Annotated in this window: 20 protein-coding genes, 1 tRNA gene and 2 pseudogenes; 15 read left to right on the top strand and 8 right to left on the bottom strand. The window is 66.0% G+C overall.

Annotated features, from left to right (window positions below; all coding sequences use genetic code 11):
- Positions 1-45: 45 nt before the first annotated feature.
- Positions 46-1,095 carry a helix-turn-helix transcriptional regulator gene (locus NM2_RS09720; RefSeq protein ID WP_245717932.1) on the bottom strand — a complete coding sequence of 350 codons (1,050 nt, stop codon included), beginning with the start codon at positions 1,093-1,095 and terminating at the stop codon, positions 46-48.
- The gene (locus NM2_RS09715) at positions 1,077-1,955 is read right to left on the bottom strand and encodes a M23 family metallopeptidase (RefSeq protein WP_067666818.1); all 879 of its coding nucleotides are present in this window, start codon (positions 1,953-1,955) and stop codon (positions 1,077-1,079) included. The genes NM2_RS09720 and NM2_RS09715 overlap by 19 nt, the downstream gene beginning before the upstream one ends.
- Positions 1,956-2,157: 202 nt before the next feature.
- Here NM2_RS09715 and NM2_RS09710 point away from each other — a divergent pair, with 202 nt between their 5' ends.
- Both NM2_RS09710 and NM2_RS09705 read left to right on the top strand, forming a co-directional pair.
- Positions 2,158-3,201: a nitronate monooxygenase gene (locus NM2_RS09710; RefSeq protein WP_174575621.1), complete on the top strand. Its 1,044-nt coding sequence runs from the start codon at positions 2,158-2,160 to the stop codon at positions 3,199-3,201.
- Between the two features lie 57 nt (positions 3,202-3,258).
- Positions 3,259-3,651 (top strand): SCO5389 family protein, encoded by a 393-nt coding sequence (locus NM2_RS09705; RefSeq protein ID WP_067666817.1) that lies wholly within the window; start codon positions 3,259-3,261, stop codon positions 3,649-3,651.
- A 73-nt stretch (positions 3,652-3,724) separates the two neighbouring features.
- On the opposite strand, the gene NM2_RS09700 is transcribed toward NM2_RS09705, so the two are convergent.
- Entirely contained in the window at positions 3,725-5,344 is a 1,620-nt protein-coding gene (locus NM2_RS09700; RefSeq protein WP_067666815.1) for an acyl-CoA synthetase, read from the bottom strand.
- A 12-nt stretch (positions 5,345-5,356) separates the two neighbouring features.
- A complete protein-coding gene (locus NM2_RS09695) occupies positions 5,357-6,991 on the bottom strand; it encodes a long-chain fatty acid--CoA ligase (RefSeq protein WP_067666814.1) in 1,635 nt (544 codons plus the stop codon).
- Positions 6,992-7,439: 448 nt separating this feature from the next.
- On the opposite strand from NM2_RS09695, the gene NM2_RS09685 reads away from it, so the two are divergent.
- A complete protein-coding gene (locus tag NM2_RS09685; RefSeq protein WP_067666809.1) occupies positions 7,440-8,918 on the top strand; it encodes a flavin-containing monooxygenase in 1,479 nt (492 codons plus the stop codon).
- A gap of 74 nt (positions 8,919-8,992) precedes the next feature.
- A tRNA-Arg gene (locus NM2_RS09680) sits at positions 8,993-9,065 on the top strand.
- Between the two features lie 651 nt (positions 9,066-9,716).
- Here the strand turns inward: NM2_RS09680 and NM2_RS48855 are convergent.
- On the bottom strand, positions 9,717-9,929 hold the full coding sequence (locus tag NM2_RS48855; RefSeq protein ID WP_157120998.1) for a hypothetical protein: 213 nt from the start codon (positions 9,927-9,929) through the stop codon (positions 9,717-9,719).
- 258 nt (positions 9,930-10,187) lie between these two features.
- On the opposite strand from NM2_RS48855, the pseudogene NM2_RS09675 reads away from it, so the two are divergent.
- The 7 genes and pseudogenes from NM2_RS09675 to NM2_RS09645 all read left to right on the top strand — a co-directional run bounded on the left by NM2_RS09675 (position 10,188) and on the right by NM2_RS09645 (position 17,961).
- Positions 10,188-10,760 (top strand): annotated as a pseudogene (locus tag NM2_RS09675) (TetR/AcrR family transcriptional regulator).
- A gap of 247 nt (positions 10,761-11,007) precedes the next feature.
- Positions 11,008-12,213, top strand: a complete 1,206-nt coding sequence (locus NM2_RS09670; protein ID WP_067666807.1) for a lipid-transfer protein — start codon at positions 11,008-11,010, stop codon at positions 12,211-12,213.
- A 76-nt stretch (positions 12,214-12,289) separates the two neighbouring features.
- Positions 12,290-12,730 carry a type II toxin-antitoxin system Rv0910 family toxin gene (locus tag NM2_RS09665; RefSeq protein WP_067666805.1) on the top strand — a complete coding sequence of 147 codons (441 nt, stop codon included), beginning with the start codon at positions 12,290-12,292 and terminating at the stop codon, positions 12,728-12,730.
- Positions 12,731-12,759: 29 nt separating this feature from the next.
- Positions 12,760-13,623 (top strand): MaoC/PaaZ C-terminal domain-containing protein, encoded by an 864-nt coding sequence (locus NM2_RS09660; protein ID WP_067666803.1) that lies wholly within the window; start codon positions 12,760-12,762, stop codon positions 13,621-13,623.
- Between the two features lie 38 nt (positions 13,624-13,661).
- A complete protein-coding gene (locus NM2_RS09655; RefSeq protein WP_067666801.1) occupies positions 13,662-14,543 on the top strand; it encodes an SDR family oxidoreductase in 882 nt (293 codons plus the stop codon).
- Between the two features lie 19 nt (positions 14,544-14,562).
- On the top strand, positions 14,563-15,828 hold the full coding sequence (locus NM2_RS09650; protein ID WP_067666799.1) for an acyl-CoA dehydrogenase family protein: 1,266 nt from the start codon (positions 14,563-14,565) through the stop codon (positions 15,826-15,828).
- Between the two features lie 333 nt (positions 15,829-16,161).
- A complete protein-coding gene (locus NM2_RS09645; RefSeq protein ID WP_067666797.1) occupies positions 16,162-17,961 on the top strand; it encodes an AMP-dependent synthetase/ligase in 1,800 nt (599 codons plus the stop codon).
- Positions 17,962-19,775: 1,814 nt separating this feature from the next.
- Here NM2_RS09645 and NM2_RS52555 read toward each other — a convergent pair.
- Both NM2_RS52555 and NM2_RS52930 read right to left on the bottom strand, forming a co-directional pair.
- Entirely contained in the window at positions 19,776-20,006 is a 231-nt protein-coding gene (locus NM2_RS52555) for an MspA family porin (protein WP_281182425.1), read from the bottom strand.
- Positions 19,999-20,214: pseudogene (locus NM2_RS52930) on the bottom strand (MspA family porin); the annotation flags it as partial. The gene NM2_RS52555 and the pseudogene NM2_RS52930, both read right to left, overlap by 8 nt.
- A 132-nt stretch (positions 20,215-20,346) precedes the next feature.
- On the opposite strand from NM2_RS52930, the gene NM2_RS09630 reads away from it, so the two are divergent.
- The 3 genes from NM2_RS09630 (at position 20,347) to casI (ending at position 23,804) form a co-directional block, all read left to right on the top strand.
- A complete protein-coding gene (locus NM2_RS09630) occupies positions 20,347-21,393 on the top strand; it encodes a PucR family transcriptional regulator (RefSeq protein WP_067666790.1) in 1,047 nt (348 codons plus the stop codon).
- A 165-nt stretch (positions 21,394-21,558) separates the two neighbouring features.
- Positions 21,559-22,113, top strand: a complete 555-nt coding sequence (locus tag NM2_RS09625; RefSeq protein ID WP_067666788.1) for a nuclear transport factor 2 family protein — start codon at positions 21,559-21,561, stop codon at positions 22,111-22,113.
- Complete coding sequence (gene casI, locus NM2_RS09620) at positions 22,113-23,804, top strand: steroid-22-oyl-CoA synthetase (RefSeq protein WP_067666786.1); 1,692 nt, start codon at positions 22,113-22,115, stop codon at positions 23,802-23,804. The genes NM2_RS09625 and casI overlap by 1 nt, the downstream gene beginning before the upstream one ends.
- On the opposite strand, the gene NM2_RS51470 is transcribed toward casI, so the two are convergent.
- On the bottom strand, positions 23,773-24,126 hold the full coding sequence (locus NM2_RS51470) for a hypothetical protein (protein WP_245717939.1): 354 nt from the start codon (positions 24,124-24,126) through the stop codon (positions 23,773-23,775). The genes casI and NM2_RS51470 overlap by 32 nt on opposite strands.
- Here NM2_RS51470 and NM2_RS51465 point away from each other — a divergent pair.
- Positions 24,025-24,237 carry an AMP-binding enzyme gene (locus tag NM2_RS51465; protein WP_245717937.1) on the top strand — a complete coding sequence of 71 codons (213 nt, stop codon included), beginning with the start codon at positions 24,025-24,027 and terminating at the stop codon, positions 24,235-24,237. The two genes, NM2_RS51470 and NM2_RS51465, sit on opposite strands and share 102 nt — an antisense overlap.
- Positions 24,238-24,268 lie beyond the last annotated feature (31 nt).

Below are 24,268 nucleotides of genomic sequence, written 5' to 3'. Positions count from 1 at the left end.
CTCACCCGCACCCGGTGCGTATCCACCCCGCGAGTACCACGCCTCTCACAGCCAGCCGCGGCGAATCGCTTGCACCCCCGCCTGGAAACGGGTGCTCGCGCCGAGCCGCTCCAGCAGACTCGCCGTGCGCCGCACGACCGTGCGCCGGGACATGCCCAACCGGCGGGCGATGGTGTCGTCCGTGGCGCCCAGGCCCATCAAGGTCAGAATCGCGCGGTCGCGCTCGTCCAGCGGCTCACTCGGATTCACCGAGATCGGGGCCGACAGCGACCACAGCACGTCGAAGGTGCGCATCATCAGGTCCAGGGTCGGCGAGGGGCCGATCCGCAGGCCCATCGGGTCCCCGCGGCGCTCGTCGTTGTGCAGCACGATCGTGGCCCGTTCGCCGTCGGCGACGATCACCTTCAGCGGCGGATCGGGCAGGGTGCGCGCCTGCGCCCCGGCGGCGGTGACGGCCAACGCGTGCCGCAATCGATCCGGATCCTGATAGATGGTGTCCTGATACAGCAGCTGATAGCGGACCCCGGCGGCCAGCCGCGCGGACTTCAGCTCGAACAGCCGCTCGGAACGTTCCGCATCGCAGACGTACGGACCGCGTTCGATCAGCCGCACATTCTTGCGCGCGCCGCGATGCAGATCCTCGAATTCCGCGATGATCTCCCGGGTTTCGTACATCGGCACGATGACGCCGTCGCCGCGACCCGATCGCCGCACCGACCGGAAGGTCTCGCCCAGCCGCGCCGCGGCGGCGTGCATCCGGGCCGTGTCCTGCTGGCGGCGGCGCGCCTCGGCCTCGGACAACGCCTCGGGTGCGTGCGCATCCCAGACGCTGCGACCCCCGGCGTCGAGCCGGACCGCGGCCTGCACCTCGCACAATCGGTCGAGGGCGGCCTGGACGAGTTCCGGCGGGCATTCCAGGTGCGCGGCCAGTTCGGCCAGCGTGGCCCGGGGGTGCTGGACGAGGGTCGCGTAGGTGCGCCCGTAGAGGGAGCCGGTATCGAACAGTTCGTGCACGTCGGTCTGACCACCCCCGACGACGGCGAGCCGTGGCCGCGTGCGGCCCGCGGCGCCCACCGCTACTGTCCCGATCCCCACGACTGCGCCTGTAATACAACCCCTTTGGCCGCCAAGTAGGGCGCCGGGTCGATCTTGCGGCCGGACGGATCCCAGATCTCCAGGTGCAGATGCGGCCCGGTGGAATCGCCGCGGTTGCCGACGGTCGCGATGGTCTGGCCCGCGTTCACCCGCTGGCCCTCGTGCACGAGGATCTGGTTGACGTGGCCGTAGACGGCGGTGGTCCCGTCGTCCTGCCGGACCCGCACCCACAGCCCGAATCCCGAGGCGGGCCCGGCCTGGATCACCGTGCCGTTCTCCACGGATTCGATCGGGGTGCCGATCGGATCGGCGAAGTCGACGCCGTAATGGAATGCGCCCCAACGCGAACCGTATCCGGAGGTGAGCTGGCCGGCGACCGGCCGAACGGCCTGTGCCTGGGCCTGCGGCGCGGGCGCGGCCTGCTGCTGCAGATTCTTGATCACCTGCTCGGCCTGCGACAGCGGCCCGGCCACCTCGGGGGGCAGATTCTGCAGGCCGAACGGCGCGGCCGCGGGGGCAGGCGCGGGCGCGGGGGCAGGCGCGGCGACCGGTGCGGCAGCCGGGGTGGGTGCCGCGGCCTCCAGCGGAATCCCGGCGGGAGCCTGGGCGGCCGGGGCGACGGCCGGTTTGAGCGCGATGGTGTCGGCGCTGTTGGCCGTGTGCATACCCGGCAGCGGGGCGGCCTGGGCGAACTGGCCGGTGACGCCGATCAACGCGCCGGTCGCGACGGCGGTACCGGCGGCCAGCCGCATCCGATCGTGGCGCGGTTCGGCCCGGTGCCGGGTCGAGCGGCTCGCGACGCCATCTCCGAGCAGGTCCCTGACCGATACGGAACTGGATGTCTCCCGGTGCTGCGGCAAGGTTCGTCCTAGCGTCGATTCACTTTGGATTGTGGATGCCGGAACGCTCCCGAAGTCGAAACCTGCTTTTCGGTAACGATTCGGCATCGGTGTGACGAAAACTGTACTCCGTCGTGACCTTTTCGCAACCTTTCTCGGAATAAACGCAGGTGAGAGTGGGATCACCAGCATCTCGCGGCCGTGTCCGAGCCACACTGTCAGAGTGATCATCGACGAGCTCCGAACCCCGATCGTGTTGGCGCCGATGGCCGGCGGACCGTCCACGCCCGAACTGACCGCGGCGGTATCGCACGCGGGCGGCCTGGGCTTCCTGGCCGCCGGGTATCTCGCCGCTCCGGCCACCGCCGAGCGAATCGCCGCCACCCGCGCCCTGGACGGCGGACCGTTCGGGGTGAACCTCTTCGTCCCCGGCACGCCGACGCCCGCGGACCGGTACGCCGGATACCTGACCGAACTCGGCCGCGACTTCTCCCTCGGCGAGGCCCGGTTCGACGCCGACGACTGGGCCGCGAAACTGGATCTGCTCACCGCCGACCCGGTCCCGGCCGTCTCGTTCACCTTCGGCTGCCCGTCGGCGCAGGAGATCGAACGTCTGCACGCGGCCGGATCCGAGATCTGGGTGACGGTCACCTCGGTCGCCGAGGCCCGCGTCGCGCGCGAGGCCGGGGCCGACGTGCTGGTGGCGCAGGGAGCCGAGGCGGGCGGACATCGCGGCACCTTCGCCGACCGCACCGAGGACGACCTCACCGACCCGCTCACCACCCTCGCACTCGTGCAATTGCTCACCGCCGCCGTGGATCTGCCCGTCGTGGCCGCGGGCGGCATCGCCACGGGCGCGGGCATCGCCGCGGCACTGGCCGCCGGTGCGGCCGCCGCCCAGCTGGGCACCGCCTTCCTGGACTGCCCGGAGGCCGGAACCGCACAGGTGCATCGCGACGCGCTGGCACTGGACATCCCGACGATGCTCACCCGCGCCTTCACCGGCCGCCGCGCCCGCGGACTGCGCAACCGGTTCATGGTCGAGCACCCCGGCGCACCGGTCGCCTATCCCGAAATCCATTACGCTACTGGCCCACTGCGCGCCGCGGCCCGTGCCTCCGGCGACGCCGACGCGGTGAACCTCTGGGCGGGCCAGACCCATGCGCTGACCGGCCGCGAACCAGCCGGCGAGCTGGTGCGCCGACTGTCCGAGGAGGCGAAAGCGGCTCTGGAAAAGGCGCTTTCGCGCAGAATCCAGTGTTATTGACAACGTTTTTCGTTTAGACTCGTAGGGCATCATCCGCCATCCCAGGAGGAGAGCGTCATGTCACTCGATGTACCCACCGCACTGCTCGAGCGCGCCGAACGCGGCGAAGTGTCCGACGAAGAATTCGTCGAATGCGTCCGCAACTCACTGCCCTACGCCTACGAGGTGGTCAGTCGCGTCGCTGCCGATCTGCGTTCCGGCACAGAGGAATTCGCCGACAACCAGACACCGCCACCGGACGAGACGGCACGCGGTCAGCTGTTGCGCGCCATGGCCTCGGACTCCATCCGCGGCGGCCTGGAGCGACACTTCGGCATCAAACTGGCCTTCCAGAACTGCCACCGCGTCGCGGCCTTCCCGATCTCCGCGGTCGGCGGCGACACCTACAGCACCTTCATCTCCACCCGCGCCCAGCTGTTGAACCAGAGCCCCGAGCTCCGCAACTGCTGATCCGGATCGAATTCCGGTGCGGGCGATCCCCTTCCGCCCGCACCGGTCTTCCGTGGACCGAGTCGCGAAAAGCCTAGAACCCCTGCAGGACTCGCTTGAGCACCTTACCGGTGGGGTTGCGCGGCAGCTCCGCGAGGAAGACCACCTCGCGGGGGACCTTGTAGCGGGCCAGGTTCGCCCGCACATGGGATTTCACCTCGTCCTCGGTGAGTTGCGCGTCCTCGTCGGTCACCACGAACGCCTTGAGCCGTGCGCCGAACGCGTCGTCGGGTACGCCGATGACCGCGGCCTCGCGAATCGCGCTGTGCGAGTTGAGGAGTTCCTCCACCTCGTCGGGGAAGACGTTCTCGCCGCCGGAGACGATCATGTCGTCGTCGCGGCCTTCGATGAAAAGCCTTCCCGCGAAATCGAAGTGGCCCACATCCCCCGAGGACACCAACCCGCGCACGCGTTCCTTGTCGCCGCCGCCGGTATACCCCTGGAACTGAACGGCATTGCCGACGAAGATGCGTCCGGTCTCCCCGCGCGGAAGTTCCCGCCCGGCATCGTCGAGGATCTTCACCACCGCGCCCAGCACCGGTTTGCCCACGCAACCGGGTTCGGCCGCCAGATCCCGTGGCGTCGCGACCGTCGCGTAGGCGATCTCGGTGGACCCGTACAGGTTGTACACGACCGGCCCGAAGATCGCCGTCGCCCGGCGGCACAGATCCGCGCCCAGCTGTGCCCCCGCGACGAAGACGATCCGCAACGCGGACAGATCCTTTCGCGCGAACGCCGACGAATCCAGTTCGGTCAGCCGGGCCAGCATCATCGGCACCGCGATGAGCGTGGTCACCCGGTGCTCGGCCAGACTCTCGAGTACGCGCGCCGCGTCGAAGCGTCGCCGAACCACCAGCGTGGACCCGAACCCGACGGCCAGTATCGCCATCGCGAAACCGAGCGTATGGAACAGGGGCGCAGGGCATTCGATGACCTCGCGGGTGCGGAAGGGCACCCGGCTCAGGATCGCGCCCAGCGGTTCGAGCGACCGCGGTTCCGGCCGCGGCGCACCCTTGGGCGTGCCGGTGGTGCCGCTGGTCAGCAGGACGATGGTCGAATTCGTCCCCGGCGCGGGCGGCGCGTCGGGTGATCCCGCGGCGATGAGCGATTCCAGATCGCTCGCCTCCCGGGTATCGGACCACGCGCGGTAGGCCCCGCGACGCGGACTCAGCGAACCCAGGATCGACTCGTACTCCTCGTCGTACACCAGCAGATCCACGCCCTCGCGGCGAGCGACGGCCTGCAACTGCGGTCCACTGAAATCGGTGTTCAGCAAGATGATTCGCGTACCGCACTTGGCGGCGGCGAAGACCGCGTCCAGCACTCCGCGATGATTGCGCGCCAGAATCGCCACACCCTCGCCGCCGCGCAGCCCGCGCACGCGCCACTGATTGGCGAGCCGGTTCGACCGGTCGTCCAGCTCGCGATAACTCAGCGCGCCCAGCTCGTCGATCACCGCGGTCCGATCGCCGTAACGCGACGCCGAAAGGTTCAGTATCGCGGGCAGAACCCCGTACTTCAGCAGTGCGCCGCCCGCGGACAGCAGCGTCGCGGGTGTGTCGATCCCGACTACGCCGCTGCCCACGCACAGCCGCAGATATTCCAGCTCGGTCCATGCCCGCACCGCCAGAGTGCGGAGCAAACCCACTGTCATAGATGAAATCCCCTACAACGTAACGACTTCCAGGTCACCGTCGGCGTACCGGGCACGCAAACGCTTCTTGTCGAACTTACCGACGCTCGTCTTGGGGATCTCATCGATGAACGTCCAGTGCTCGGGCAGCTGCCACTTGGCGAACTTGTCCGCCAGGAAGCCCTGCAGTTCGGCCGGTTCGGCGGTGGCGCCGTCCTTCAGCACGATCGCCACCAGCGGACGCTCGTCCCACTTCTCGTCGGGAACCCCGACCACCGAGGCCTCCGCGACCGCGGGATGGCCCATCATCGCATTCTCCAGATCCACCGAGGAGATCCACTCGCCGCCGGATTTGATCACATCCTTGGATCGGTCCACGAGGGTCAGATAGCCGTTCGGGCTGATGTGCCCGACGTCGCCGGTGCGCAGCCAGCCGTCGTCGAATTTGCTCGCATCCACCTCGCCGCCGTCGGGCGAGTAATACGATCCGGCGATCCACGGGCCGCGAACCTCCAACTCGCCCACGGATTTTCCGTCGTTGGGCAGTACGCCGCCGTCATCGGCGACGATCCGCGCCTGCACCGAGGCGGGGAATCGGCCCTGGGTGGCACGATATGCCCATTCCTCTTCGCCCGCGGCGCCTTTCGGCGCATGGGCGATACTGCCCAGCGGCGAGGTCTCGGTCATTCCCCAGGCGTGCAACAACTTCACGCCGTACTTCTCCTGGAACGCGCGCATCATCGACGGCGGCAGCGCCGAACCGCCGACCGCGCACGTGCGCAGATGCGAGATGTCCTGCGGATGAGCGTCGAGCGCGGCCAGCACGCCACCCCAGATGGTCGGCACCGCGGCGGCGAACGTCGGCCGGACCGCGGCCATCATCTCCAGCAGCGGCCCCGGCTGCAGGAACCGGTCGGGCATCAGCAGGCTGGCCCCGGTCATCATGGCCGCGTACGGCATACCCCAGGCGTTGGCGTGGAACAGCGGCACGATGGCCAGCACGAGATCCTGATCGCTGAATCCCATACTGTTCGGCGAGATCACCTGCATGGCGTGCAGCCAGTTGGACCGGTGCGAGTAGACCACGCCCTTGGGATCCCCGGTGGTGCCGGAGGTGTAGCACATTCCGGCGGGGGAACGCTCGTCCAGGACCGGGTAGTCGTACGTATCCGGTTGCGCGGCAAGGAGTTCGGAGTAGGAATGCACCTGGACGCCCGCGGGTGCGGCGAGCTCGGCCGGATCGCCGTTGACGACGATGACGTGCCGGACCGTACGCAGCTGCGGCAGATACTTCGCGAACATCGGCAGCAGCGAACCGTCGACGATCACCACCTGGTCCTCGGCGTGATTGGCCACATAGACCAACTGCTCGGGAAAGAGGCGGATGTTCAGCGCGTGCAGCACCGCGCCCATCGCGGGGACGGCCGCGTAGACGACCATGTGCTCGGTGTTGTTCCACATGAAGGTGCCGACCCGGTCGCCCACCTCGATGCCCAAGGCGCGCAGCGCATTGGCCAGCCGCGCCGCGTCGGCGCCCATCTCGCGATAAGTCGTGGTGCGAACACCCTCACCGGTCCACGTCGAGATCGTCGCATCGCCATGGAAACTCTGCGCGTACCGCAACAGCGTAGCCAGCGATAACTGCTCGTCCTGCATCGTGCTCAACATCCGAACGCCACTCCTTCACCCGTGAACGAGGTCACACCTGCCGCGAGGATAGCTGATACCGCTCGTCATCGTTATTGAGTCGACTGAAGCCAGACCAACCTGCAACACACCCCGGGAGCAGGGTAAACGCGTCGATCATGATCAACTTCGAAATTCGTCCGCCCCCGCGCGCGGCCGAACCGCGACGAGCACCCCCGCCCGTGCGAGCAATGCGCAGCTCATCGAGGCCATGCTCGCCCGGCGAACGTCGCGCAAATCTGTTCCGGCCGCGAAGATCGACGAGTGGGCATCCCGGCTGGACATTCGGCACACCGCCACCCGACCGGTGCCGAATGCCTGGTCAACGCCCGGGTGAACCGAGGACACCCCCGCCCAGATTGGCCGAAAATATTGATCGAATGTCCGTCGTTCCCCTAGAAAACCAGGTCCGACCACATAATCTCGTGCCATGACCCGCACGCCGTCCATTCTCATCATCGGAGCCGGATTCGCCGGGCTCGGCATGGCGCTCGAGCTGAAGCGCAACGGCCTGGACAATTTCACGATCCTGGAGAAGGCCGCCGATCTCGGCGGGGTATGGCGGGAGAACACCTACCCCAACGCCGCCTGCGATGTGCCCTCACCGCTGTACTCGTGGTCGTACGAGCCGAAATCCGATTGGCCACGGCGCTTTTCGCAGCAGGCCGACATCCACGCCTACATGCGTTCGGTGGCGACCAAATATGATCTGCCCGAGAAGATCCGGTTCGGCACCGAGGTCACCGACGCGGAATTCGATGAGCAGCAAGGCGTCTGGCAGGTCCGCACCGCCGACGGCGGCACCCTCACCGCGGACGTGCTGATCCCCGCGGTCGGCCAGCTGTCCCGTCCGGCGCTGCCCAACATCCCGGGCATCGACACCTTCACCGGCTCGGCGTTCCACTCGGCCCAATGGGATCACGGCGTCGATCTGGCGGGCAAACGGGTGGCCTGCGTCGGCACGGGAGCCAGTGCGATCCAATACATTCCGGCGATCCAGCCGCAGGCCGCGCATCTGACGCTGTTCCAGCGCTCGGCGGCCTGGGTGCTGCCGAAGTTCGACACCGAGTACACCGCGTTCCACCACGCGCTGTTCACCTATTTCCCGCCGAGCCGATGGGCGGAGCGGTTCGCGATCTGGCTGTTCTTCGAGGTGATGGCACTCGCTCTGACCGACATCCCGGGCATCAAGGCTCCGGTGGTCGCGATCGCGGATCGTCATCGCGCGCGAGGTGTTCCGGATCCCGAACTGCGCCGCAAACTCACCCCCGACTATGCCGCCGGATGTAAGCGCGGCCTGTTCTCCAACGAGTACTTCCCGGCGCTGAGCCGGCCGAACGTGACCGTGGAGACCACCGCCATCGAAGCGGTCACCCCGACCGGCATCCGCACCGCCGACGGCGTCGAACACGAGGTCGACGTCATCATCTACGGCACCGGATTCAAGGGCACCGAATTCCTCGCCCCCATGAACATCTACGGCCGCGCCGGGCGCAAGCTCGCCGACGTCTGGTCCCCCGAGGGCGCCCGCGCCTACCTGGGCATGTCGGTGCCGGACTTCCCGAACCTGTTCCTGATGTACGGCCCGAACACCAACGTCGGCGCGGGCTCGATCATCTACATGCTCGAATCCCAGGCCCGCTACATCCGCCGGATCGTCCGGTACCTGTCCCCCCGCCCCGGCCACTACCTGTCCGCCCGCGCGGCGACCGAACAGTCCTGGGACGACTGGCTCCAACGCCGCCTGAAGGACACCCCCTGGAACTTCTGCTCCAGCTGGTACCGCAACGCCTCGGGCCGCATCACCAACAACTGGCCCGGCGCCACGATCCTCTTCCGTTGGAAGACAAGAAAATTCACCCCCACCGACTACGAAGAATCCACCGCCCCCACTCCCCGCCACCCCTGACCCGTCCCGAAATCCCACCCTGCCCCCACATCGGTTAGACTCGCGCGAGCCCGGTACCAACACCGTACCGGCCAGCCTCCGTAGCTCAGGGGATAGAGCAACCCTCTCCTAAAGGGTAGGCCGCAGGTTCGAATCCTGCCGGGGGCACATAGAGGCCGTAACCATCACCTAAAGCGCAGGCCGCAGGTTCGAATCCTGCCGGGGGCACCAACCTGCGACGACGACGGCTTTCAGCCGCGGGCCTAACGCGCCACGACCGGCCAGCGGCAGTGCGGGCAGCAAGCGCACGCCACCCCGTTTCCCGCGCGACGACGGCAGCGGCAGCATCGCCTGACCGTCCACGGTAATCCGATCGAGCGACGCGCCTGCCGCACCCAAACATCCCCGATAAGCCGCGCCAACAGCTGTACGACGTTGGGAAACGACGGGAATCCTGGTGCCACTTTGGGTGCTACTTTGCGTCCCAAACGGTGGGAATCCATGGGAAACAGCGAGGATCAACGAGACTCGATGGGGGCCATAACACCAGGTCAATACGGGTATACCCCCAATTCACGCAAGTCACGCGCGATCCTTGGGGGTCTACGAGATGATGAAAAAGTGATGCGCTAGGACCAGGCATTTTGGCCGCTCGGTGGGCGTTTTGTGGCTGTGAAGTGCCACTTTGGGTGCCACTTTCAGCCGGTTCGAGAGTGGCCCGTTGGGGTTGAATCCTTCCTCATCGGTGGGTGGATGATTAAGGACTGACTGTTTCTGCTGGTCAAGGCGTTGTGCGCGACTTCGCTGGGCCGCAGAGTGTCATTTTGATGTCATCTCGAATGGATTCGGCGGCTTGAGGGATCCGGTGTTTCCGGTGCGCGAGGTCTGCCCTTCGGGTGAATCAGCCTGGTGTGCCCGCGCAACGACGGTCTTCGATGTGACGGCGTTGAGTGCGGCTGCAGAACGGTCGATTCCTTCTTCATCATCTCCTGGATGAGGTTTGTCGAGTGCTGGCAGCGTCGTTGGCGTCATGCCGCGACGGTTAGGTCGGTCAGTGCCCGAAACAGCGCGTAATGCATGGCTGCCAGGTGCTTTCGAGTGGACTGAGCGGGATGCGTGGGGCTTTGATAGCGGTTGTGGCGGTTCGAATCTGCAGGGGGCGCGCCGTCCATGGCTTGGATCCGCCAAGCGTGAATAACATGCACATCTGTATGTAAGTGTATCGCTGGAGTGTCCAGGACTATTGCCGGAAAGTCGCCGCGTCGTACGCAGGAGCAGCGCAGCAGTGAGATGCGGGTGCGGTTGCTGGATGCGACCGTCGAGTGCCTGGTGGAGTACGGGTATGCGGGTACTACCTCGCCGCGGGTGGCCGAACGGGCGGGGGTGACCCGGGGTGCACAGTCGCATCATTTCGGTTCGAAGGCCGATCTGGTGGTGGCGGCGGTGAGTCATCTGGCACAGCGGCGCAGTGAGGCTGCGCTGCAGGAGATGGGCCGGATCGATGCCGGTAGCGATCCCATCGGGGCGGTGCTGGACCATCTCCGGGAGCTGCATCAGGGGCCGTTGTTCATCGCCACGGTCGAGCTGTGGGTGGCGGGCCGCACCGATCCGGTACTGGCAGCGGAGATGTAGAGGGTGGAACCCTTCGTCAACAACGCGGTGTTGCGCTTCGTTCCGGATGAGATGCACCGCAAGGACGCTCGCGATTTCCTTTACACGGCCATGGATGCCCTGCGCGGCATCCTGGTGTCGAACTTCATCGATCCGGATCCCGATCGTGCCCGCCGGTGCTGGCGACGAGCGTCCGCGCACATGCGGGCGGCGTCCGGTCCGGCGTTGTCGGGGCTGCTCGTCGACGAGTGAGCGGTTGACGGCCATCGGCCGGACGCTGCGGGTGCCCGGCCGATCCAGTATGCCCGAGGGTGGGTAGCTCGGAGTGCGCTATGGCGTGCCACTCGACTCTGATTCGCGTCTGTGTGCGGCTCTGTATGCCTCGCGGTTATTGGTTCTACCTGGTCTTTCATTCGATTTTTCGATCATCGACTATCTCGCGCTTGTGTAGTTACATACATACACGTATGTTTGTTTCAGCACCTACGTGAGGAGTTCGATGACGAACAAGGTCTACGTCGTCGGCGTCGGCATGACGAAGTTCGAGAAGCCGGGGCGGCGCAAGAACGAAGACGGCAGCGCCTGGGACTACCCGGACATGGCTCGCGAATCGGGAACCAAGGCCCTCGCGGATGCCGGGATCGACTACCACGAGGTCGAGCAGGCCTACGTCGGCTACGTCTACGGTGAGTCCACCTCCGGCCAGCGCGCGGTCTACGAGCTGGGCATGACCGGCATCCCGGTGGTCAATGTCAACAACAACTGCTCCACCGGCTCGACCGCGCTCTACCTTGCGGCGCAGGCGATTCGGGGCGGGCTGGCGGACTGCACGCTGGCGCTGGGCTTCGAGAAGATGCAGCCCGGCTCGCTTGGTACCACTTTCGATGATCGCGAAAACCCCATGGGTAAGCACATTCTCGCGCTCGCGGAGATTTCCGAGGTGCTGTTCCCGGTGGCGCCGTGGATGTTCGGTGCGGCCGGACGCGAGCACATGGAGAAGTACGGCACCACCGTCGAGCACTTCGCCATGATCGGCTACAAGAACCACAAGCATTCGGTGAACAATCCGTATTCGCAGTTCCAGGACGAGTTTTCGCTCGAGGACATCCTGAACGCGAAGATGATCTACAACCCGCTGACCAAGTTGCAATGCTCGCCTACCTCCGATGGTTCCGGCGCGGTGGTGCTGGCCAGCGAGGACTTCGTGAACAAGCACGACCTGGCGAGCCAGGCGGTGGAGATCGTCGGTCAGACCATGATCACCGATTTCGGCTCCACCTTCGACGGCAGCGCCAAGAACCTCATCGGTTACGACATGAATGTCGCTGCCGCACGGCAGGTTTACGACCAGTCGGGTCTCGGCCCGGAGGACTTCCAGGTCATCGAGCTGCACGACTGCTTCTCCGCCAACGAGCTGCTGCTGTACGAGGCCCTGGGCCTGTGCGCCGAGGGCGAGGCCGGGAAGCTGCTCGACACGAACCAGACCACCTACGGCGGCAAGTGGGTCGTGAACCCGTCCGGCGGCCTCATCTCCAAGGGGCACCCTTTGGGCGCAACAGGTTTAGCGCAGTGCTCCGAGCTCATCTGGCAGTTGCGCGGTCAGGCGGACAAGCGGCAGGTCGACAACGTCACCGCCGCCCTGCAGCACAACATCGGCCTCGGCGGCGCGGCCGTCGTCACCGCCTATCAGCGCGCGGATCGCTGACCACCCTCCTTCTAATCGTCCCCTCCGCGCTCCCGCTCTGCCGGGAGCGTGGAAACCCCGAGAGTTAGGTAATTTCATGGGCCACATCGCAGCCACCAAGGACGTCAACGCCACCCCCGAGGCCCTGTGGGCCGTCGTGTCCGACCCGCAGACCTGGGACCGCTGGTTCTCCATCCATGAGTGCTTCATCGACGAGCCGCCGGCCACGCTGACCGTGGGTTCCAAGCTGGTCGCCAAGATCGTCATGCTGGGCATGGCCAACAAGATGGAGTGGACCGTCGTCGGCGTCGAGGCGCCGAACAAGCTGACCCTGGGCGGCACCGGCATGGCCGGTGTGAAGGTCGAATTCACCTTCGACATCTCCGCCAATGCCGCGGGCGATTCCACCGTCGCGGTGTCCGGTGACTTCGAGGGCGCGCTGATCAAGGGCGCACTGGGCAAGGCGGTGGAGAAGGACGGCCTCAAGCAGCTCGACAAGTCGCTGGAGGCCCTCGACGGCCTGGCCGTCGCCGCCTGATTTCGCCACGCCGACAAGGGAGTTCACTCATGGCCGAGCTGGAATTCAACGACGAGGGTCTGAATGTCTGGACCGAGGACGAGCGTTTCGAGGTCACCCGCGAGCGCATCGCGGAATACGCCGCGGCGACGAATGATCCGATCGCGGCGCACCGCGACGGCGACCACGGTTCGCCGGTGTTCGCCATCGTCCCGGTGTTCGACTCCATGATCGATCCGGCCGTCGAGGTGGTGCCGCTGGAGATCTTCGGCCGGGGCCTGCACGGCGAGCAGGACTTCCACTTCCACCGGCTGATCCAGCCGGGGGAGACGCTGACCTCGCGGGCGAAGATGGTCGGCTACGAGGGACTCCCCAATGGCACCCGCGCGGTCGTGTACGTCGAATGCCGCGGCGAGGACGGCGAATTGGTGAACCACCAGTACGTCACCATGTTCTTCCGCGGCGAGGACGCCAGCAATGGCAAGACCGTCGGCGAACTGGGCTCGGACCACAAATTCGATGAGGCGCTGCGGGCGCAGGCCCCGGTCGCCAAGGTGGTCCAGCACGTCGACGACGATCAAACCTTCCGTTACGCACCGGCTTCCGGCGATCCGGTGCCGCTGCATCTGGACGACGCCGTCGCCAAGGACGCCGGCCTGCCCGGCATCATCGCGCACGGCCTGTGCACCATGGCGTTCTCGTCGTGGGCGGTGCTCACCGAACTGGCCGACTCGGATACCTCGCGCTTGAAGCGGCTGGCGGTCCGGTTCTCTAAGCCGGTGCTGCCCGGTCAGGACCTCGAGACCACGATCTGGCGGCGCGATGCCGAAAATGGTGTCACCACTTTCCAATTCGAGACCCGCGTCGGCGAGGACATCGTCCTCAAGGACGGTCTCGCCGAGATCGCCGACTGACCAACGACATTCAACACACCGACAGGAGCCGAACGCACATGGGTGCACTGGAAGGCAAAGTCGCCGTCATCACCGGCGCCGGACGCGGTATCGGGCGCGAGCACGCCCTGCTGTTCGCCAGGGAGGGCGCGGCCGTGGTCGTGAACGACCTGGACGGCAGCAACTCCGGTGAGGGCACAGATATCGGTCCCGCGCAGGAGGTCGTGAACGAGATCCTCGCCGCAGGAGGGCGAGCGGTCGCGAACACCGAGAACATCGCCACCTGGGACGGTGCGAAGAAGCTTGTCGACCAGGCCATCTCGGAATTCGGCGGGCTGGATGTCGTGATCAACAACGCGGGCATCCTGCGCGATACGTTCATCGCCGGAATGGACGAGTCCCAGTGGGATTCGGTGGTCGCCGTGCACCTCAAGGGGCACGCCGCGGTGCTGCACCACGCCGCCGCGTACTGGAAGGACCAGTCCAAGGCGGGCAATCAGCCCAATGCGGCGGTGGTCAACACCGCGTCGGCGTCGGGTGTGACTGTGCCGAACGCCGGTCAGGGCAACTACGGCGCGGCGAAGGCGGGGATCGCCGCGCTGACCCTGGTCGCCGCCGACGAACTGGCCCGCTACGGCGTGCGCGTGAACGCCATCGCGCCGATCGCCCGGACCCGGCTGACCCTGGCCACACCCGGAATGGGCGTGATGATGGCCGCCGCGGCCGAGGACGCCGCGGCCGAGGGCGGTTTCGACGCCTTCAGTCCGGCCAATATCTCCCCGCTGGTCGCCTACCTCGCCTCCGACAAATGCGACATCACCGGCAAGGTGTTCGCGGTGCAGGGCGGCGCGATTTCCGAGCTGGCGGGCTGGCACGACGCGAAGACCATCGAGACCGAGGGGCCGTGGCTGATCGACGACCTCGCCGCCCGGCTGCCCTGAGATCCCTAGGAGGACAACGATGTTCGAATGGTCGGAGACCGATGAGATGATCCGTGACGCGGTGCGGAGCTTCATCGACAAGGAGATCCGCCCGCATCTGGACGCCCTGGACAGCGGCGAGATGGAGCCGTACCCGGTCATCCGGAAGCTGTTCAGCGAGTTCGGGATCGACGCCATGACCGGCGAGATCATCGACAAGATGCTGGCCAAGCAGCGCGCCAAGGCCGACGCGATCGCGTCCGGTGAGCCGCTGCCGGAGAAGCCGAAGAAGGACAAGAAGTCCGGCAGCAGCCTGCTGGGCGGCCAGGAATCCATGATGGCCGTGCTCATCAGCGAGCTGTCGGGCGTGTGCATGGGCCTGGTGACCGCCATGGGCGTGTCCATCGGCCTGGGCGCGACCACCGTCATTTCGCGCGGCACCCTCGCGCAAAAGGAGCGGTGGCTCAAGGACATCGTGACCATGGAAAAGGTTGCGGCGTGGGCGATCACCGAACCGGACTCGGGCTCGGACGCGTTCGGCGGCATGAAGACCTACGTCCGCCGCGACGGCGAGGACTACATCCTCAACGGTCAGAAGACCTTCATCACCAATGGCCCGTTCGCCGACGTCATGGTGGTCTACGCCAAGCTCGACGAGGGCGACGGTGTCGACAAGCGTGACCGCAAGGTGCTGACCTTCGTGCTCGACAAGGGTATGGAGGGCCTGCCCCAGGGCAAGCCGTTCAAGAAGATGGGCCTGCACGCCTCGCCCACCGGTGAACTGTTCTTCGACAACGTGCGCCTGTCCAAGGACCGCCTGCTGGGCGAGACCGAGGAGCACAAGGGCGGCGACGGCCGCGAAAGCGCCCGTTCGAGTTTCGCCACCGAGCGGATCGGCGTCGCCTTCATGGCGCTGGGCATCATCAACGAATGTCACCGGCTGTGTATCGATTACGCCAAGAACCGCAAGCTGTGGGGCCAGGAGATCGGCCGCTTCCAACTGGTGCAGCTCAAGCTCGCCAAGATGGAGGTCGCACGAATCAATGTGCAGAACATGGTGTTCAGCGCCCTGGAGCAGGGTCGGGCAGGCAAGACCCCCTCGCTGGCCGAGGCGTCGGCCATGAAGCTCTACTCCTCCGAGGCCGCCACCGACGTGGCCATGGACGCCGTGCAGCTCTTCGGCGGCAACGGCTACATGACCGAGTACCGGGTCGAGCAACTCGCCCGGGACGCCAAGTCCCTGATGATCTACGCGGGTTCCAACGAGATCCAGGTGACCCACGTGGCCAAGGGGCTGCTCGCTTAGGTGAGCGTGCAGTCGTCCGGGGCCGTCCGCCCCTGCCGACCTTCACCAACACCGAACTGATCGCCGGCGCGGGCACACCCAAGGGCCTGAAGAACGCCGAGCCCGAGGACATCGCGGAGGCCATCGCCGGGCTCGTCACCGGCCCTCGCCCGCGGGTCGAGGTCACCCGGATCGCGGGTCTGCTGGTCGGTGCGCAGAAGTTCCTACAGGGCGCGGTGAACGAGTTCGTGGCCCGCCAATTCGGTTTGGCACACGCGTTTCTCGACGACATCGATCCCGCCGCCCGTCGAGCCTACGAAGATCGTGCTCGCGGCGCGAACAACTGAACATCCAATGCAGCAACGTCTGTCACGAACGGAGTACCCGTTGACCGAGCGGCCGACCAGTCTGTGCGCCGCCTTCCAGGCGACCGCCGCGCGCCACCCGGATCGCATCGCGGTCCGCGGCCACGACGGCACACCGAGCTTCACCTGGCGGCAGTACGCCGACCGGGTCCGCGCGATCGCGACCGGGTTGTCGGCGCTCGGCGTGAGGGCTGGGGACACCGTGGCGATCATGCTCACCAATGTGCCGGAGTTCCATCTGGCCGATACCGGCGTGCTGCATGCGGGGGCGACGCCATTCTCGATCTACAACACCTTCACCGCCGAGCAGATCTCGCATCTGTTCGCGAATGCGGGCAACTGGGTCGTCATCACCGAGACCCAGTTCGTCGACAAGCTGCGGGTCGCGAACATCTCCGGGCAGGTGGAGCATTTCGTGTGCGTCGACGGGCCGGTCGAGAACGGTCTCACCCTCGACGAGCTGGCCCGGCTGGACGCACCCGACTTCGATTTCGATGCCGCCTGGCGGGCGGTCGAGGCGAGTTCGCTGCTCACCCTGGTCTACACCTCCGGCACCACCGGACCGCCCAAGGGCGTCGAGCTCACGCACGCCAATATCCTGGCCGAATTCGACGCTATCGCGGCCCTTTTCGAGGTCCACCAGGATGACCGGGTGGTGTCCTACCTGCCGGACGCGCACCTGGCCAACCGCGCCTTCTGCCACTACAACAATCTTATCGAGGGCGTGCAGGTCACCACGGTTGCCGACCCGAAGCAGCTGGTCACCACGCTGCCGCAGGTGCGCCCGACGCTGTTGCTGGCTGTGCCCGCCATCTGGTACAAGATCAAGGCGGGTATCGAATCCCTGGTGGCCCAAGAGCATCCGGTGAAGCGGAGGCTGGTGGACTGGGCGATCGCCACTGGCGTCGAGGTCGCCCGCCGCAAGTCCGAACGCACACCGATACCCACCGTGCTCGCAGCGCAATACGCGATTGCCGACCGATTGATCCTGGGCACCTTGCGCGCCAGGATGGGAATGGACCGGGTGCGCGGCGCGGTCACCGGGGCCTCGCCGATCGCGCCCGACGCCCTGCTCTTCTTTTACGGACTGGGCATTCCGGTCTGCGAGGCATGGGGGATGACCGAGACCTCCGCGGCCGCCACGGTCAACCGGCCCGACGCCATCCGGATCGGCACCGTCGGCACCGCGCTACCCGGCACTGAGGTCAAGCTGGCTGAGGACGGCGAACTGCTGGTCCGCGGGCCCCTCGTCATGCGCGGCTACCGGCATGACCCGGACCAGACCGCCGAGGCCATCGACGCCGACGGCTGGATGCACACCGGCGATGTCGGCACCATCGACACCGACGGCTACGTGCGCATCGTCGACCGTAAGAAAGAACTCATCATCAATGCGGCGGGCAAGAACATGTCGCCGTCGAATATCGAAGGGGCCGTGAAGATCAGCTGCCCACTGGTGGGTGCGGTCATGGCAGTCGGCGACAACCGCAAGTATGTGACGGCGTTGCTCACCCTCGATCCCGACGCGTGTACCGCCTACGCCGCCCGACACGGCCTGTCCGATGCCTCACCTGCCAGCTTGGCCGCGGATCCCGGTGTGATCACCGCGGTTGATGCTGGCATCGAGACCGCGAACGAGCGGCTGGCCCGCGTCGAGCAGATCAAGAAGTTCACTGTGCTGCCAATGATCTGGGAACCGGGTGGCGACGAACTGACCCCGAAGATGTCGCTCAAACGCAAGGTCATCGCAGAGAAATACGCTGCCGAGATCGACGCGATGTACGACTGAGTTCGATCTGCGAATCCGCCTGCGGCCGTGCGACAACCATTCGGGCAGAGCGATTCGCCGTGGAGAGGGGGGGTCGCAGGTCACGTGTCATCTTCGCTGCAGGTCGGAATCCAGGCGCACGGTCGCGTGGTCGATGCGACGGGAATTCCAGTGCCATTTTGCGTGCCATTTTGCGGCCGGAATGGTGGGAATCCAAGGGTTTCGGTCGGAACTGGCGGGATGCGTTGAGGCAATGAAATGCCAGGTCAGAATGGGTAGAACCCCCAAGATCGCCAGGTCAGGGAATGATCTTGGGGGTTCTACGAGATGATGGAGCAGGACTAGCGATCAACTCCCGAACCTGACCACCATCGAGACGACCAGCCCGACCACCCGAACCTATCGGCTTGATCCCAAGTTCAGGACTATCAGCCACCGGATGGTTCGGATTGATCAGCGTTAGGTCCACCAAGCCAGTAGTTACCGAACCGGCCTCCATCGGGACCGTAGCCAGCGCTTCCGTGTCGGCAACGGCCCCGATGGCGTTTGGATTGCAGTGTTCAGACGGCGTACGCCCCCATGATTACCAGGCGTTTCCAGTTGCCCATGTTTTGTGTTTCCTGCCGGGGGCGCGAAACCTGCGACCGGGCGACGGGCGACGGGCGACGGGCGACGGGCGACGGATCAGAATTGACCCATCCCAAAATTTCCCCAAACTTTCGGCGTGACTGGGCGTGATCGTCCGTGACCTGTTCTGCCACCCGTTGAGGGATAACCACAGGTAGGGCGAGTGTTAGGGACTACCGGTGACTGGCCGTGAACACGGGCGAACCCCGAACCCTTAACAGCGGGTTCGGGGTCAAGTTCCTCACCTGTACCTAACGCGACTTCGGATAGCCGAATCCCGCTTCGACCGTCAATGTTCCCCACGAAAAACGCTGGTTAGGCCCGGTCCCATCCTTATGGTGCCCCGCCGGGGGCACATAGAGGCCGTAACCATCGCCTAAAGGGTAGGCCGCAGGTTCGAATCCTGCCGGGGGCGCTTTCGGGACCGTCATTCGCCCAGGTCAGACGATGTTTCCAATTCTCAGGTCGATACACACGACCCGGAAAACCGCAGGTCCTGTGTCGCAGGTTCGAATCCTCCAGGGTTTGCTGTCAGCTAACACCCCAGCTCAGGACACCTATAGCGAGATGAAGGCAGCCTCGGAGATGGCCGTCCAGCACAGGCTCTTCGATCTTGTTACGGCTGGGCCGGCGGGAGCGGTTGAGCCCTTGTCTGTACCGCGGTCATGTGGTCACGCGGTGTCCACGCATCCTGCCACTCCGGAACCGCGACACTCACCCCGGCGACACCGAGATCCTCGCGCGCCGCAATGCTGAAATCCTTGCGCAGTTGGTAAGCCTCCCGAACGATCAACAGCCAATCAGCATCACCAGTGAGCGTACGCGAACCACTCCAAAGTCCATGTGCACCTGTTCAGTTCATCACCGATCGCCACTGCCTTCGGACTGCCCAGCAACTGCACCTCCTGCCACCGCTGAATACGGTCACGGTCGAGCTCCCCGAGCTGAACAACGCCCTCTTGCAATGACATCCCGTGCAGGTCGGCCTCGCCCGCTCGCATCCGAACCACACGTGCAGCCAAGGTACTTGGACCGCTCATTGACATAAGAAGCGAGAAAGGTGATCCCACCGCCGATCACCACCCCACCCAGCGTGCCGAGCAACTGAGACCACACGACCAAATACTATCCACAGCAACGGATTTACCGCCCGAACTCAACCATCGCTGGGCGCAGGACAACTGGCTGAGCGACCTGTGGTTTGCGTTTCACAACCACGTGGGGTCGCCGAAGATGCTGTAGGAGTCGTTGGCGTTCGGGGTCGCTACCTGCACGGAGGCGAAGGCGCGGATGCTGACATAACCCCCGCACCCATCGGTTTTCACATACAACTCCCGCAGATGGGTAGAGCCGTAGGCGCTGGCGAGGGGTTTTGGTATCGAGGGTGCGACTGGCGATCGTGCCGGGCCGCAGAGTGGCCGAGATGGTCGGTGCCACACAGGCGTTCGCGCCACCGTTGCCTCCGAGGGTGACCGCCGGTGGGTTCGAGATGGTCAGGCTGCCGTTGGCTCCGAGGTTGAGCCCGAGGTTGAGCGCGGTACCGATCGTCATGCCGGAGGACATGTCGATCTGGCATCCGATCTGTATTCCGACCGAGACGGCTCCGGCGAGCACTGGCGCGCTGCCCTTGCAGCCGATACGTGCCATCGCCCTCATCGAGATGAACGCTTCCCCGGAGAAGGCATCACGTGCAGGTGTTGGACTGGCGGTTCAGCGTCCTGCAATTTCTGACCGTTACCCGCGATTCCGTTGCCCGCGATTCATTGCCAGAATGGCGGCGTGAGCGCGTTGCGGTTGTCCGAGCTGGGCAGTGACCCGGAGTCGGTGCTGCGCCTGGTCCGGTTCTTCGACGACTTGGACGCCGCCGGTGTCGACGCGGTACTGGAGGCGGCGCAGGCGGTGGCCGGGTGCCCGGTGCGGGTCCGTTGGAACGGCCAGGCGCCCGAGGTGTGGCTCGAGCGTGACACCTCGTCGCACCCGCTCGACGGTGTCCTGCTCGACCGGGTGCGGCACACGCTGGGGGCGATCAACTCCCGGATACCGCCCAGCTTCGGTGACCCGGCGCTGGTCGAGGTGGTGCTGTCGAGCCGGGAACGGCCCGAGGACCGGGCCCGGGCGATCAGGCTGCTGGGGCTCGACGAGTCCCGAGAGGTCCGTGTCCTCGCGGTGTCGGCGCCGTCGTCGCCGGAAGCGTTGCGCGTCATCACCTCCGCCCTGTCGGCGGTGTCGGTGCGGACCGCGTACCTGGGCACGGCAACCGCTCTCCTGTGCCAGGGCCGAACCGACACGCGCGAGCTGTCCGACGAGTTGGACCACACGATCGTCAACGCCTACCCGGCCCCGATGCCGGACGGTGCCGACCGGGGACCGTGGGTTGGCCTCGGTGCCGCCGGTGGAGTGTTCGCCGCACCGACGTCCTGGGGACAGGCATTGCGGGCATTGCGGTTCGCGTCGTCGACCGGCTTCGGCAGGCGCGCCGTTGCCTACGAGAGGTTGAGCGCGCTGGAGCTGCTGGCCGAGTTGCCGGCGGAGAGCACGCGGGGCAATCACGCGCTGACGCGGATCAACGAGATCGCGGCGACCCCCACCGGCAGGCTGCAGGTGGAGACGGCGGAGGCGTTCTGCCTGTTCGGTTCGCTGCGGCGGACCGCGGAGGAATTGCATGTGCACCACAGCACGGTCGCCGCGCGGCTGGCACACATCGAGTCCCAATTGGGCTGGGACATGGACGATCCGCTCGACCGGTTCTCGGCGACCCTGATCCTGACAATCCGGCGGATCGCGCTGTCGTCGGCGGAGCTGGCGGACGAACCCCGGGTCCCGTGATGGGCCCAGCAACGACAAGCACCGTGTAGATGGATCCGACAGCTGTCGGACAATTTGCGCGGATCAGCCGACGCATATCGGATGACCGGGGCTGGTCGGGTTCGTGATGATGGCCACACCACGCTGAACAACGTACGTTCGGTCACAGATTCGAGGAGTACCCACATGCCCATCATCGACCCCACCAAATCATGGGAGCCCCTGGAAGAACGCCTGTCGCGTACCACCGATGAGCGCCACCGCCAGGTACTGAGCATCGTCCTCGAGCACATGAAGGCCGAAGCCGTGCCGGACGTGGATCGCCTGATGGCCACCCTGGCCCCGCACCCGGAATACCACTTCTGGTACGGCAATGCGGACAATGGTCCCAAGACCACCGAGGGTGTGCGGGCCTACTACGAGGCGTTCGCGGCCAGCAACGCCAATCACCTCGTCTTCGAGATCGATCGCCTGGCCGTCGACAACGATCTGGTGATGACCGAAGGCTGGATGAAGATGATCTACCCGGGCGCGGCCGCGCAGGCGATCGGCGTCGAGGTCGACGACCCGAACGGCGACTACCTGCTGGTGTTCCGCCAGGTGATCAACTGGCCGATCGATGCCGACGGCCTGATCATCGCCGAAGACGCCTACTCGACCAGCCCGACGAGCGTCATCAAACTGAGCCTGGAGGACCTGCCGCAGAAGTACATCGATCAGAAGAACCGCGCGACCGTCTGATGACCGAAACCGCTCAACGAGAAGACATCGCGTCCCTGCTGCTCGATCGCCTCGGTGACGAGCGGTTGGGGCTGCGCACCCGGGATCGGGACTGGACCTGGGACGAGGTGGTCCGAGAGTCCGCTGCCCGCGGCGCATACGCGATCGAGCTGCGCGACTCGTGCCCGATCGAAGGTCCATTCCATATCGGCGTGCTGCTGGACAACGTGCCCGATTTCGTATTCTGGCTGGGTGCCGCAGCCTTGTCGGGGGCGGCGATCGTCGGCATCAACCCGACCCGTGGCAACGAGGAGCTGGCCGGCGAGGTCCGGCACGCGGACTGCCAGCTGATCGTCACGGATTCAGCTGGGCGGGAACGGCTTTCGGGTCTGAACCTCGGCCTGACGCCCGACCGTTTCCTGGTAGTCGACGACCCGGCCTACGTCGACGCGCTGGCGCCGCACCGGGGCGAGCCCGTGGCGGCGGACGGCGTCGACCCCGAGTCGCTCCTCCTGCTGCTGTTCACCTCGGGCACCACCGGTGCGTCGAAGGCAGTCAAGTGCAGCCAGGGTCGGCTGGCCTGGATGGCCTACTCGGCGGTCGAGAAGTTCGGCCATGTCCGCGAGGACGTCGACTACTGCTGCATGCCGCTGTTCCACGGCAACGCCATCATGGCGCTGTGGGCACCGGCGCTGGCCGTCGGCGCGACGGTCTGCCTGACGCCGAGCTTCTCGGCGTCCGGATTCCTGCCCGACGTGCGGTACTTCGGCGCGACGTTCTTCACCTACGTGGGCAAGGCGCTCGGCTACCTGTTGGCCACCCCGGAACAGCCGGACGACTCCGACAACCAGCTCGACCGCGGCTTCGGCACCGAGGCCTCGCCGGAGGATCAGGCCTACTTCAAACGCCGGTTCGGCGCCGATCTGTACGAGGGCTACGGCTCCAGCGAGGGCGGCGGCGCAGTCGTGCCGGATCCCGACCAGCCCGAGGGTGCGCTCGGCCGCCCGGCCCACCCTGGTGTGGCGATCGTCAACTCCGAAACCATGATCGATTGCGTCCCAGCGGTTTTGGATAAGCTCGGCCGACTCCTCAACCCGGACGACGCCGTCGGTGAGATCGTGGACAAGCTCGGCACCAAGAGGTTCGAGGGCTACTACAAGAACGATGCGGCCGACGCCGACCGCATCCGCAACGGCTGGTACTGGACCGGCGACCTGGGCTACCTCGACGAGGCAGGTTTCATCTACTTCGCCGGGCGCCGCGGTGACTGGATCCGGGTGGACGGCGAGAACATTTCGGCGCTGTCGATCGAGCGCGTGCTGCGGCGTCACCCCGACGTGATCGCCGCGAGCGTGTACGCGGTGCCGGACCCTCGTTCGGGTGATCAGGTGATGGCGGCCATCGAGGTTGCCGATCCGGTCCTGTTCGACATCGACAAGTTCGCGAAATACCTGAACAACCAGGACGATCTCGGCAGCAAGGGCACTCCGCGATTCCTGCGGATCTCGGACTCGCTGCCGGTCACCGGTTCCAACAAGGTGCTCAAGCGGGAGCTTCAAGCGGACAAATGGCACACGCAGGAACTGGTGTACCACTGGGTGGGTCGTCGGCGAGTGGAAGACAGCGTGCCGGACTTCCGAATCATGACCGAAGATGCCAAGCGCGCGTTGAACGATGAGTTCACGCAGTACGGACGGCAGCGATACCTCTAGGCCGCTGATCGACGCTTACCGTGCCGCACCCACGAACGTGTCGTCCTTGGCGTCGATTGGCTCCGGCGCGGCATTGCTGTCGCAGTCGGTGAGAAACGAACTGCTGGAACTGTTCCCGGATCGCTTCATCACCGATTCCGTGGGTTCCTCCGAAACCGGTTTCGGCGGGATCGGAGTGGCCGAGCGCAATGCCGAGCCCGGCCGCGGTGTACACGACGCCATCGTCATCAGTGTCCCGCACGAGCGCTGGGGCTCCCAGGTCGCGGCCGTTGTCGTTCCGGCCGAACCGTGCACCTTGGATTTCGAACACCTCGAACAGCATGTTCGCGAGCACCTCACCGGACATAAAGTCCCCCCGCCTGACCTGGCTCGCCGGCGGACTCACCCGCACCCCCGGCAGCCAACCCGACTACACCCGGACCAAGACCTATGACCGCGAACCCGACCACCGCGTCGGCGGCCGG

It is taken from the genome of Nocardia miyunensis NBRC 108239, from assembly GCF_001613065.1.
GTDB classification, from domain to species: domain Bacteria; phylum Actinomycetota; class Actinomycetes; order Mycobacteriales; family Mycobacteriaceae; genus Nocardia; species Nocardia miyunensis.
The sequence above is the reverse complement of the archived record's forward strand: the minus strand, read 5'-3'. Positions and strand labels throughout refer to the sequence as shown.